This window comes from Comamonas odontotermitis (assembly GCF_040396735.1).
Classification (GTDB): domain Bacteria; phylum Pseudomonadota; class Gammaproteobacteria; order Burkholderiales; family Burkholderiaceae_C; genus Comamonas; species Comamonas odontotermitis_C.
Window position 1 is genome coordinate 50,611 of sequence record NZ_JBEBNZ010000008.1, and the last position, 12,398, is coordinate 63,008.

At 63.1% G+C, this 12,398-nt stretch carries 11 protein-coding genes; 3 read left to right on the forward strand and 8 right to left on the reverse strand.

Going from position 1 to position 12,398, the window contains the following annotated elements:
- The first annotated feature begins 141 nt into the window (after positions 1–141).
- Positions 142–855: a DNA helicase gene (locus ACH2DG_RS09400; protein WP_395025699.1), complete on the forward strand. Its 714-nt coding sequence runs from the start codon at positions 142–144 to the stop codon at positions 853–855.
- Between the two features lie 58 nt (positions 856–913).
- On the opposite strand, the gene ACH2DG_RS09405 is transcribed toward ACH2DG_RS09400, so the two are convergent.
- Complete coding sequence (locus tag ACH2DG_RS09405; protein ID WP_395025700.1) at positions 914–2,131, reverse strand: D-amino acid dehydrogenase; 1,218 nt, start codon at positions 2,129–2,131, stop codon at positions 914–916.
- Positions 2,132–2,355: 224 nt separating this feature from the next.
- On the opposite strand from ACH2DG_RS09405, the gene ACH2DG_RS09410 reads away from it, so the two are divergent.
- Entirely contained in the window at positions 2,356–3,240 is an 885-nt protein-coding gene (locus tag ACH2DG_RS09410) for an amino acid ABC transporter substrate-binding protein (RefSeq protein WP_395025701.1), read from the forward strand.
- Positions 3,241–3,379: 139 nt separating this feature from the next.
- Complete coding sequence (locus ACH2DG_RS09415; protein WP_395025702.1) at positions 3,380–4,111, forward strand: aspartate/glutamate racemase family protein; 732 nt, start codon at positions 3,380–3,382, stop codon at positions 4,109–4,111.
- A 111-nt stretch (positions 4,112–4,222) separates the two neighbouring features.
- Here the strand turns inward: ACH2DG_RS09415 and ACH2DG_RS09420 are convergent, their stop codons facing one another.
- The 7 genes from ACH2DG_RS09420 to ACH2DG_RS09450 all read right to left on the reverse strand — a co-directional run bounded on the left by ACH2DG_RS09420 (position 4,223) and on the right by ACH2DG_RS09450 (position 12,385).
- A complete protein-coding gene (locus ACH2DG_RS09420) occupies positions 4,223–4,648 on the reverse strand; it encodes a hotdog fold thioesterase (RefSeq protein ID WP_184705208.1) in 426 nt (141 codons plus the stop codon).
- Positions 4,649–4,817: 169 nt separating this feature from the next.
- A complete protein-coding gene (locus ACH2DG_RS09425; RefSeq protein WP_395025704.1) occupies positions 4,818–5,762 on the reverse strand; it encodes a LysR family transcriptional regulator in 945 nt (314 codons plus the stop codon).
- Between the two features lie 46 nt (positions 5,763–5,808).
- Positions 5,809–7,200 (reverse strand): L-serine ammonia-lyase, encoded by a 1,392-nt coding sequence (locus ACH2DG_RS09430; protein ID WP_395025705.1) that lies wholly within the window; start codon positions 7,198–7,200, stop codon positions 5,809–5,811.
- A 13-nt stretch (positions 7,201–7,213) separates the two neighbouring features.
- On the reverse strand, positions 7,214–8,935 hold the full coding sequence (locus tag ACH2DG_RS09435) for an acyl-CoA dehydrogenase family protein (protein WP_395025707.1): 1,722 nt from the start codon (positions 8,933–8,935) through the stop codon (positions 7,214–7,216).
- A 68-nt stretch (positions 8,936–9,003) separates the two neighbouring features.
- On the reverse strand, positions 9,004–9,807 hold the full coding sequence (locus tag ACH2DG_RS09440; RefSeq protein WP_395025708.1) for an ABC transporter permease: 804 nt from the start codon (positions 9,805–9,807) through the stop codon (positions 9,004–9,006).
- A complete protein-coding gene (locus tag ACH2DG_RS09445; protein ID WP_395025710.1) occupies positions 9,804–10,418 on the reverse strand; it encodes an ATP-binding cassette domain-containing protein in 615 nt (204 codons plus the stop codon). The genes ACH2DG_RS09440 and ACH2DG_RS09445 overlap by 4 nt, the downstream gene beginning before the upstream one ends.
- Before the next feature lie 41 nt (positions 10,419–10,459).
- The gene (locus tag ACH2DG_RS09450; RefSeq protein ID WP_395025712.1) at positions 10,460–12,385 is read right to left on the reverse strand and encodes a RecQ family ATP-dependent DNA helicase; all 1,926 of its coding nucleotides are present in this window, start codon (positions 12,383–12,385) and stop codon (positions 10,460–10,462) included.
- Positions 12,386–12,398: the final 13 nt, after the last annotated feature.

Consider the following 12,398-nt stretch of genomic DNA (forward strand, 5'->3'; position numbering starts at 1 on the left):
GATGGATGGCGTGCGCGGCCCGCGCCTCCTCCCTCCGTTTGGGGAAGCATTGTTTGTGCAGGGCATACCTTTAGCCCAACCTGCTTGTTGGCGATGTGCATAAGGAGGGATTGCTCAGCTGCCTTGAACAGGAGGTTGACCATGGGATCCATTCCCCTTTCCGCGCCGTTGTACGCGCTCAAACGCCAGGCGAGGCTGAGGGCTCGCCAGCACGGCATGCCCCTGCATGAAGCGCTCGATGACGTCGCCAGGGAAAACGGCTTTGCGCAATGGAGCCTGCTGATGGCCCGGCACGCTTCACCAGATGCGCTGACCCAGTTGTCTCGCCAGCTGCGGCCAGGCCAATTGCTGCTGCTCGCCGCACGCCCCCTGCAGGGCAAAACCCGCCTGGGTTTTGCATTGATGGCACGCGCCTTGCGAGCGGGACAACATGCGGCTTTCTTCTCGCTCGATTGCACTCCTGCACAGGTACGCACCATGGCGGCTGCAGCCGATGCCGATGGGGCGCTGTGGGGCAACCGGTTTCGGTGGGATTGTTCAGACGATGTGTGCGCCGCGCATGTGGCCGCACAGCTGCACGATGCACCACCGGCGACCGTCGTCGTCATCGACTATCTGCAGCTGCTGGATCAGCGGCGCGACCTGCCCCCGGTCATGCAGCAGATGCAGGTTTTGCGAAACCTTGCGCGCGAGCGGCAATTCACTGTGATGGTGATTGCGCAGATCCAGCGTCGGTTTGACGAAGCCCGGCGGGGCATGCCGGGCTGGAGCGATGTACGCCTGCCCAACCCCTTGGATGCGAGCCTTTTTGACCACCGGTGTTTCGTACACCAGGGCCAGATAGCCATTCAGTAGATAAACGCCTTCCGATGCTCATGGATTAAGCGCTAAATGCTATTGATTTTGTAGTAAATCAGGCAACCTTGTCCAACTGCTGCGCAAGTTGTGCGGCGGTACCAAAGGCCAGGGTGAACCCGAGCGCGCCATGACCGGTGTTGAGCCAGAGATTGCTGGCACCGGCCTGCCTTGCAATGGGGACTGCCGTGGGCGTGGCGGGGCGCAGGCCGGCCCAGGGGTTCACTGCGGCGAAATCGCTGCAGCCTGGGAAAACGGCCTGCGTGGAATCGCACAGGCTTTGAATCTTGTCTTGCGGAATGCGCAGGTCGTTGCCCACCAGCTCCACCATGCCTGCCACGCGCAGGCGATTGCCAAGGCGGGCAAAGACGACTTTGCGCGCACTGTCGGTAATGCTGACGCGCGGCGCCTTGTCGCTGGCGGCTGCGACATCCAGGGTGAGGCTGTAGCCTTTGAGCGGATACACCGGCAGGTCGATGCCCAGGGGCTTGCACAGCGCCACACTGTCAAAGGCAAGGGCGACCATGTAGTGGTCGGCGGTGATGTCGCCCTGGCTTGTGCGCACGGCAACGATTTTGCCGCCTTCGCGGCGCAAGCTTTGAACGGCGGTGTTCATGACGAACTTCACCCCATTGCGCTGCAGCCAGGCCTGCAGCTGCTGCGCCACCTGGTAGCAATCGGCGGCGCACTCGCTGGGGGTGTGCACGGCGCCTGCAAACTGCGGCTGGTAGGCGGCAAGGGCGGGCTCCAGCGCCACGGCCTCATCGGGCGATACGATGCGCTGCGGAGCGCTGCCTAGCCTGCTTTGCACATCGAGCTGGTGGCGGGCCGATTCCACACCGGCCTGGGTGGGGTAGAGCACCAGTTTCCCGGTGGTGGAGTAATCCCATTGGCCCTGCACACGCTGCTGCATGGCTTCGAAGTGCTGGCGGCTGGTGGCAGCCAATTGCAGCAGCTCGCGCGTGCTGGTGGCCGAGCGCTTGGCATTGCAGGCGGCCAGAAACTGCAGGCCCCATTTCCACTGGTGCGGATCGGCCTGCAGGCGGAACTTGAGCGGCGAGTCTTCATTGAACAGCAGCTTGGGCAGCTGCTTCCAGATCGAGGGGTCGGCCAGCGGCTGCACATAGCTGTAGCTCAGCTGCGCGCCGTTGCCCATGCTGGTGCCCATGCCGGCGTGCGATGCCTTGTCGATGACGGTGACCTCGTGTCCCGCTTGTTGCAGCTCATACGCCGCCGCCAAACCCACAATACCTGCGCCGAGAATGCAAACGTGCATAGCCACCCCCTGAAAACCCTTAAATATAGGCGCTTGCATTGCGGCTGAGGCATAGCAATATACGCATCAGGCATACCGTTTGCTTATAGGGGGTACGGGTACGCACAATCCCTGTGCACCTGGTGCCATAACCGGGCGTTATGGGTTTGTCCCAAAAAGGCATTGTTGGGACAAATCATCGGTTTCTACACTGTCAACATCGATTGATTCAAGGAGGTTTCGTTATGAAGTTTGTTACGTCGCTGGTCTGCGCTGCCGCCGCCATTGCCTGCCTGCCTGCCGCACACGCCGATGTGCTGGCCAAGGCCAAGGAATCGGGCGAGATCACCTTCGCCTACCGTGAATCGTCGGTGCCTTTCAGCTACCTGGCCGGAGGCCAGAACGCCATCGGCTTCTCGGTCGATATCTCCAACGCCGTGGCCGATGTCGTGCGCAAGGAAATCGGCAAGCCCGACCTGAAGGTGAAGTGGCAGCCGGTCACCTCGGCCAACCGCATTCCTCTGATCCAGAACGGTACCGTGGCGCTGGAGTGCGGCTCCACCACCAACAACTCTGCACGCAACAAGGATGTGGATTTCGCCATCAACTACTTCTACACCGGCACCCGCGTGGCAGTGAAGAAGAGCGCAGGCATCAAGAACTGGGCTGACCTGAAGGGCAAGACGCTGGCAATCACCACCGGCACGACCAACCTGCCCGTGGTGCGCAAGTACAGCGCCGACCAGAAGCTGGACATCAACATCACCCTGGCCAAGGACCATGCGGACGGCTTCCTGCTGATGGAAAACGACCGTGCATCGGGCTTTGCAATGGATGACATTCTGCTGTTCGGCCTGAAAGCGAACTCCAAGGATCCTGCGGCGTACGAAGTGGTGGCCGATGCCCTGCAAGTGGAGCCCTATGCCTGCATGCTGCCCAAGGGCGATGCCGCATTCAAGAAGATCGTCGACGGCGTGATCGGCGGCATGATGAAATCGGGCGAATTCACCAAGCTGTACGACAAGTGGTTCATGCAACCCATTCCGCCCAAGAACCAGGCGCTGGGCCTGCCCATGAACCAGGAGCTGAAGGATAATCTGAGCGCGCAAAGCGACAAGCCTGCTATTTAAAACATAGCTATCTGTGCTTTGGCATGGCCCGGAAACGGGCCATTTTCTATTGCTGCAGCGGTTTCCATGACAAGGGGGCGGCGCTGGCAACGAGGTATGCAATGGTCAGGCAAAGATTTTTTAGATGGGAAAATGGGCAATGGGCACGAAAACCGTAGGCATCCTGGGCGGCATGGGACCGGCAGCGGGCGCTGATTTTGCACGCCTGTTTGTGCAGGCCTGTGCAGAGCAACTCAAGGCCGGCGGTGCAGCCGTGGCCGACCAGGCTTATTCAGAGCACTGGCTGGCGCAACTGCCCATTCCTGACCGCAGTGCAGCATTGCTGGCGCCTGAAGCTGCCGAAGACCCCTTTCCGATGATGTGCACCGCAATGGACAAATTGCAGGCCGTGGGCGCCACCGCTGTGGCCATGGCCTGCAATACCGCCCATGCCTGGCATGAGCGCCTGCAGCAGGCCTACCCACGCCTGCAGTTGCTGCACATTGCCCGCGTGGTGGCCGAGAGCCTGCAACAGCAAGGCCATCGTGCCTGCATGCTGTTGGCCACGCAAGGCACCTACCGCATCGGCCTGTACGACGAGGCGCTGGCCGCATGCGGCATCATCGTGCACTTGCCGCAAGACGCCGAGCGCGAGCTGCTGATGCAAGGCATCTATCAGGGGGTGAAAGCGGACCGGCTGGATTTGGCACGCACCTGCTTTTCTCAGGTGGCGCGCGCCATGCGGCTGCGCCATGGCGATGTGCCGCTGATCATGGGATGCACCGAAATCCCGCTGGCGCTGCCGGGCGCCCCGGAGGTGGAAGGTCTGCCCCTCGTGGATCCAGCCTGGGAGCTAGCCCGAGCCCTGGCGCGGGTGGCGTACGGCGAGTAAATCGGCAAATCGATTACCAGCGTGTCCCCATTAGGCGCTGGCGTATCAAAAATATTGGCGCGATGAGTGAGCGCCTGCCAGGCAATGCTTGGGAATGTAGGCCTGAGAAGCTCAGCCTTCCTGCAGCATTGCCATGGTGATGCGTGACACGCAAGTCAGCTTGCCTTCGTCGTTCACCATGTCGATTTGCCAGACCTGGGTGGTGCGTCCAATGTGCACCGGGCGTGCGGTGCCAGTAACCCAGCCGCTTTTCACGCCCCGAATATGGTTGGCATTGATGTCGAGGCCTACGCAGCGCCAATCGGGCGGTGAGGAGAACATGGCACCGACGGAGCCCAGGGTCTCAGCCAGCACCACGCTCACACCGCCGTGCAGCAAGCCATAGGGCTGGTGCGTGCGGTGGTCCACAGGCACACGGCCTACGAGGTAGTCGTCACCGATTTCGAGGTATTCGATGCCCAGGTGCTCGATCGCGGTGTTGCGTGCGGCTGCACGCAGGGCGTCCAATGAGAAGGGCTTTTTCCAGATGGCAGTCATGGCAGGCTTTCAGCGTTCATGCGGGGTATGAGGCACAGCATAGCGGCGCCCGGCTGGGCTGGCTACCGCCTGCAGGACTGTGCTTTGGTGGTTCACACGGTTGCGACCAGAATGGCAGTTTTGGCAACGCGCAGCCTTGCTCTTCATGGTGTGCCATCGCGATGCGCTGTCAGTTGCTGGTGGGAATATCGTTATCCAGACCATCTGCATCGTCGGCGACGGTACCATCTTCAACCAGCAGCTCGACCAGCTCTCGGGCAAACGAAGGCAGCGATTCGAGGTTGCGCACCACGATCTGCATTTCGCGGTTGGACCATTCGTCGGACAGCTGGATGATGCGGATGTCCATGATCTTGGCATGGCGCCGCGCGGCAGATTCCGGCAGGATGCCGATGCCCACGCCTGCTTCGATCATGCGGCAGGCCGCTTCAAAATTGCCCACCTGGATGCGCTGCTTGATCGGGCGGTGCAGCAAGTCGCTGTGCTGGCGCAGGAAAGCGTGAATGGCGCTGGATTCGTGCAGGCCCACATAGTCGAAATCCAGCGTGTCGCCAAAGGCGACGGATTTGCGCTTGGCCAGCGGATGCTCGGGATTGACGACGAGGATCAGGTGATCGCGGCGGTAGGGCATCGAAACCAGGCTTTCGGTGCGCACCTGGCCGGCCACGATGCCGATGTCGGTCTGGCCTTCACCCACCGCACGGATGATGTCGTTGGACAGGCGCTCGCGCAGGTCGATGTCCACATCCGGGTGCTTGCGCAGGTAGGTGCGCAGCACGGGAGGCAAAAACTCGCCCAGCGCTGTGGTGTTGGCAAACACGCGCACATGGCCCTTGATGCCGCGGGCGTATTCCTGCATGTCGCCGCGCAGGTGCTCGATCTGGCCGAGCACGGTGCGGGCATGCTGCACAAAGGCCTGTCCAGGCAGAGTCAGGGTCACGCCCTGGCTGGTGCGGTAGAGCAGCTTCACGCCCATGCTCTCTTCGAGGTTCTTGATGCGGGTGCTGGCGGCGGGCAGGGAGATGAACGACAGCTCAGCCCCTCGCGTCATGCTGTTCGCGTCTGCCACGTGCACCATCAGGCGCAGGTCTACCAAATCAAAATGCATTGCCATGGCGAGGATTGTAGAGGGTAGGCTGGTTGCACATGGGCGCGGTGGCTCAGCACTCCACGATGTGCACGGCCAGCCCGCCCAGCGATGTTTCCTTGTACTTGCTCATCATGTCGGCACCTGTGGCACGCATGGTTTCGATCACCTTGTCCAGGCTCACCACATGCGATCCATCCCCGCGCAGTGCCATGCGGGCCGCGTTGATGGCCTTGACGGCGGCCAGCGCATTGCGCTCGATGCACGGCACCTGTACCAATCCCGCCACGGGGTCGCAGGTCAGGCCCAGGTGGTGCTCCATGCCGATCTCGGCGGCGTTTTCCACCTGTTCCGGCGTGCCGCCCATCACGGCGCACAGGCCCGCAGCCGCCATGGAGCAGGCCACGCCCACCTCGCCCTGGCAGCCCACTTCGGCGCCGGAAATGGAAGCATTTTCCTTGTACAGAATGCCGATCGCTCCTGCCGTCAGCAGGAAGTCGATGATGCCCGCTTCGGTAGCGCCTGGCACAAAGCGCCAGTAGTAGTGGAGCACGGCGGGCACGATGCCTGCCGCACCATTGGTGGGCGCAGTCACCACGCGCCCGCCAGCGGCGTTTTCTTCGTTGACGGCCAGTGCGAACAGGTTCACCCAGTCGATCACTTGCAGCGGATCGGTGTTGGGGCTGTCGGCATGCTGGGTGAGGCCCTCGTAAAAGCCGGCCGCGCGGCGTTTGACATTCAACCCTCCCGGCAGGCGGCCTTGCGTGGTGCAGCCGCGCTGCACGCAATCCTGCATGGCCCGCCAGATCTTGAGCAGGCCACTGTCGATGTCAGCATCGCTGCGCCAATGGCGCTCGTTGGTGCGCATGATCTGTGCGATGGGCTGCTGGTGGTCATGCGCCTGTTGCAGCAACTGTGCTGCGCTGTGAAATGGCAGGGGCAGCACTTCGGTATCCGGTGCAATCGCTTGCTGGCGCTGGGCATCGTGGGCCGCCTCTTCGCTGACGATGAAGCCGCCTCCGACCGAGTAGTAGGCCTGCGCATCGAGCAGTTCATGCTGCGCATCCCAAGCTTCGAAACGCATGCCGTTGGGGTGGAACGGCAGGCTCACATCGCCGATCAGCAGCAGATCGATAGAGGGCTCAAAAACGATGGTGTGTTCGCCATTCAGCGGCAACTGGTGCGTGCTGTGTACTTGGGCGATGATGGCTTCGACGGCGTTCACATCCACCGTGTCGGGCGCATGGCCCGCGAGGCCCAGCATGACGGCGCGGTCGCTGGCGTGACCAATGCCGGTGGCACCCAGGGAGCCAAACAGCTGGCAGCGCAGGCGCGCCACCTTTTCCACCAAGCCTTGCCGTTGCAGGCGCTGCACAAAGGCATGTGCCGCGCGCATGGGCCCTACGGTGTGCGAGCTGCTGGGCCCGATACCGATCTTGAACAAATCAAACACGCTGACTGCCATGGCTGCCTTCCATTCATTCCTGCAGATGCAAACTGGCGCCGAGGATAGCGGCGATCTGTGCCTTGGCAAGGGGAGAAGCACCAATCACACCCATGTTGCAATCTGGGCCGAGGCGGCTGGTCACAAAGGCGTCGGCGCGCGCTGTGTCCGCATACTGCCGCATGAGGCCTGCTTGTGCCACCAGCACGAGCTGCTGCACCCATTGGCGCGCCTGCGCCTGCTGTGCCCAGGCGTCGTGCTCGAAAGCGTGCCACTGGCGTTGCAAGTGCTGCAGGGCTTGTTGAACCGGGGCGTCATCCACTGCCATGGTCTGCAGTGCATTCCATAGCGCATCGCGCTGATCGGGTGAGCGCTGCAGGGCTTTGAGTACATCCAGGCACATCACGTTGCCGGATCCTTCCCAGATCGAATTGACGGGTGCTTCGCGGTAGAGGCGCGCAAGGGCAGAGCTTTCGATATAGCCATTGCCACCCAGTACTTCCATGGCCTCGGCGCTGCAGGTGATGGCACGTTTGCAGACCCAGAATTTGGCGGCGGGCGTCATGATGCGCTGCCAGGCCTGCGCGGCTGGATTGTCGGGGTTGCTGCAGTCTTCGAATGCCTGCGCCAGTTGCATGGCCAGCAGCAGCGCGGCTTCGCTCTCCAGTGCCAGGTCTGTCAGCACCGATTGCATCAGCGGCTGCTCGACCAGCGCCGCGCCGAATGCCTGCCTGTGCCGGGTGGACCACAGCGCCTGCACCGTGGCCTGGCGCAGCAGGGCGCTGCTGCCCAGAACGCAGCACAGGCGCGTGATGGTGGCCATCTCCATGATGGTGGCAATGCCCCGGCCTTCCTCGCCCACCAATACCCCATAGGCATCGTCAAACACCACTTCGCTGCTCGCGTTGCTGCGGTTGCCCAGCTTGTCCTTGAGGCGCTGCACCAGCACGGTGTTGCGCATGCCATCGGGCCGCCAGCGCGGCACCCAGAAGCAGGCCTGCGGCGCATGCAGGGCATTGGCATCATCCGGGCTGTCCGCCATGCGCGCCACCACCAGGTGCGCATCGGCTGTAGGGACCGAATAGAACCATTTGTGGCCCTGCAGACGGTATGCGGCACCGCGCCCGCCGTCGCTCGATGCGCCAATGGGATAGGCCACCGTGGTGTTGCTGCGCACGTCCGAGCCGCCTTGCTTTTCGGTCATGCCCATGCCTACCCACAGCGCGGTCTTTTCGGCCAGTGGCGCATCGCGTTCGTCATGGCGGGTGCTGGTGATGCCGTGCTCTATTTGCGCCCACAGCGCGGGCTCCTTGCGCAGCACGGGGATGGCGGCTGTCGTCATGGTGGCGGGGCACAGGCTGCCAGCTTCGGCCTGGCCGTGCAGATAAAAGCCCGCAGCCCAGGCGCTCCATCGGCCGCGCAGCCCATCAGCGGTCGACTCGCCGGAAAACGGCATGTCGATCAGATGCTGCGCGCGGTAGTGGGTCAGCACATGGTGCCACGCGGGGTGAAACTCCACCTGATCGACGCGCCTACCGCGGGCATCCCACTGCTGCAATTGTGGTGTGTGGCGGTTGGCCTGAGCGGCCCATTGTGCAAACGCCGCACTGCCCACAGTGCGTGCGTGCTGCTGCAGACCCGGCAGCCAGGCTTGTGCATGAGCGCGCTCCAGGGCAGCTTGCAGCGCAGGATCGCTGCCCAGCGGGTCGTAGTCGACCAACTCATCCACCAGGTTGTCCCTGTCGCGCTGTGCCATGGCTGCTCTCCAGATGCGATGGCTCCATTCTAGGAACCTCATCGCCCTATGGCAAAGCGCAAAGCCCGTCAGGCGTTGGGGTGCAGGCGGTCCAGGCGCAGACGTTGGCGGTCATCGCCCAGGGCGCGCGTGGCAAGCAGCACGCTTCCTGCGGCCGCCAATCCGCCTGCAAAGGTCAGCAGAAACAGGAGCAGTATCTGATACTTGGCGGCCTCCAGCGGGTCCATGCCGCCCAGGATCTGGCCTGTCATGATGCCCGGCAAGGTGATCAGGCCAGCAGCCGTCATCTGGTTGATGATGGGAATCAGCCCCCGGCGGATGGCAGCGCGGGTATGTGGCGCCATGGCCCGGCGGAAAGGCACGCCCAGCGCGAGCTGCGCTTCAATGGCGGCACGGCCCTGGCGCACGCCATCGAAAAAGCTGTCCAGCCCCAGGCTTGCCGCATTGAGTACGCTGCCCAGCACGATGCCCATCAGCGGAATGGCATAGCGCGCATCGAACCAGGGCTCGGGCCGTACGGCCGTCAGCAGCGCGAGGATGACGGTGGACAGGCTCGACAACGCCACCACCAGCCCGGCAATCCGGTAGTTGCCGCCCCGGGCAAGGCGCTGGTGCGGCCGCACCGCCACTTCACGCGCCGCTGCGGCAATCATCACGCAGACCACCACCAAGGTCGTAGCGGGCGATGCATGCTGGAATACGAGGCGCAGCACATAGCCCACCAGCAGCAACTGCACCACCATGCGCAGCGAGGCCCACAGCACCTGGCGCTGCAACTGCAGTCGCATGGCCCACGATGCACCGGCGGCCAGCAGCACGAGTACCGCGCCCATCAACAGATCGGTGGCATGCAGCGAAATGGCCTGGTTCATTGCGCTGTCTCCATGGGCGTCAGCTGCCTTTCATGCAGCCGCAGGCATCGGCTTGCCACCCGGGATGCCTGGGGATGCGAATGCGTCACCCACACCACGCTCAGGCCTTGCTGCTGGTGGCTGCGCAGCAGTTGTTCGACGGCGAGGATGGAATCTTCGTCCAGTGCTGCCGTGGGCTCATCGAGCAGCAGCACCTGCGGCTTGCGCACCAGCCCGCGCAGCAGCGCCAGCCTTTGGCGCTCGCCGGTCGAGAGTTGCGCAACGGGAATGTCGATGAATCCAGGGCGCAGGCCCAACTGCGCCGCCAGTTGCAGCAATTGTGTTTGGCTATCTGGCGGAAAATGCGCCATCACCGATTCCGCCCACCATGCGGGTTCTGCTGCCAGATACATCACCTGCTGGCGCCAGCCCGGTCCGCTGAACTGGCTGCGAGGCTGGCCATTGAGCAGCACCTGCCCGCTACCAGGGTCCAGATCGGCAATCAGCCGCAGCAGGACGGACTTGCCAGCGCCCGACGCGCCCATGATGGCGATGCATTCCCCGGCTTGCAGATCCAATGTGCAAGGGCCTGCGATGGGGCTTTGCAACGCCCGTAGCGACAGGCGGGGCATTGTGAAAGCGGTATCAGTAGGCATGGTAGCTGAGTGTATGCCTAGCTTCGTACGACCTTCAATACAGCCTCTCCATAGGCCTCCAGCTTTTTCACACCGATGCCGCTGATGCCCTGCAGCTCGTCCAGGGATTGCGGGTTGCGCTGGGCGATGGCGGCCAGTGTGGCGTCTGCAAACACGACATACGCCGGAACGTTGTGTTCCTTGGCGGCTTCGGTACGCCAGGCCTTGAGGTTGATGAAGCGCACCTGCTCATCGGGCCCCAGGTTCTGGGCTGCGGCGGCAGGTTTGGTGCTGCGCGTGCGGCTGCGGCTGGTTCTGGCGGCACTGGCCTCGCGCAGCTGCACGGCTTGCTCGCCGCGCAGCACGGCGCGTGAGCCGTCGCACAGGGTCAGGGTCTCAAAGCTGTAGCCTGCGTCGGTATGCACTTTCTGGGTGGCGAGGGCGCCAACCGCCAGCAGCTGGCGCAGCACGCCTCGAAGCTGACTTTCGCTGTACATGTCGCCCAGCCCATAGGTCGACAGCTTGTCGTGGCCGAACTGGCGCACCTTGTCGGTGTCCTTGCCACGAACGATGTCGATGATGTGGCTGGTGCCAAAGGTGATGTCGCTGGCCTCGTGCGCGCGGTAGATGGTGGACAGCAGCTTGCGCGCGGCATCGGTGCCGTCCCAGGTCTTGGGCGGCTGGATGCAGTTGTCGCAACTGCCACACGTGTAGCGGGGAGCCTTGCCGGAAGTGGCCGCAGCCAGTTCCGGATGCGCAGAATCGCGGTCACCGCCGGTGCCGTACTGTTCGCCGAAATAGGCGAGCAGACGCACACGGCGGCAGTCGGTGGCCTCGGCCAGGGCGAGCAGGGCATCGAGCTTGCCGCGCATCACCTGCTTGAAGGTGTCGTCTGCCGGGCTGTCGTCGATCATGCGGCGCTGGTTGACCACATCCTGCAGGCCATAGGCCATCCAGGCGTCGGCTGGCAGACCGTCGCGGCCGCCGCGACCGGTTTCCTGGTAGTAGCTCTCGATGTTCTTGGGCATGTCCACATGCGCCACAAACCGCACATCAGGCTTGTTGATGCCCATGCCGAAGGCGATGGTGGCCACCATGACGATGCCGTCTTCGCGCAGAAAGCGGTGCTGGTGCAACTGGCGCATTTCGGGTGGCAGGCCGGCATGGTAGGGCAGGGCGCTGATGCCAGCCTGGTTCAATGCGTCTGCCAGCTCTTCCACCTTGCGGCGCGACTGGCAGTACACCACGCCGGCTTCTCCGTCGTGCTCATGCTCGATGAAGCGCAGCAACTGCGTGGTTGCGTCCTTTTTCTCAACGATGGTGTAGCGGATGTTGGGCCGGTCAAAGCTGCTGATGAACTGCCGGGCGTCCTCGAGCTGCAGGCGCTCGACAATATCGGCACGTGTCAGCGAATCGGCGGTGGCGGTGAGCGCGATGCGCGGCACACCGGTATAGCGCTCGTGCAGCACCGTGAGTTCACGGTATTCGGGGCGAAAGTCGTGGCCCCACTGGCTCACGCAATGCGCCTCGTCGATGGCAAACAGCCCCAACTTGCCCATCGCGTGCAGCTCGTCGAGCAATCCCAGGAAGCGCGGTGTGTTCAGCCGCTCCGGCGCCACGTACAGCAAGGTATAGCCGCCCGAAAGCAACTGCATCTCGACATCGCGCGTCTGGTCGTAATCCAGCGTGGAGTTGAGGAAGGCTGCCTCCACTCCCACCTCGTGCATGCTGCTGACCTGGTCCTGCATCAGCGCAATCAGCGGCGAGATGACGATGGTCGTGCCCTGGCCTTGCTGCTGGCGCACGATGGCCGGAATCTGGTAGCACAGGCTTTTGCCGCCGCCCGTGGGCATCAGCACCAGCGCATCACCGCCACCGATCACGTGCTCGACGATGGCCTGCTGTGATCCACGGAAATGCTCATAACCAAAGGCGTCCTGCAGGACGGTGTGGGCAAGGGACAAGGTATTCTCAAAA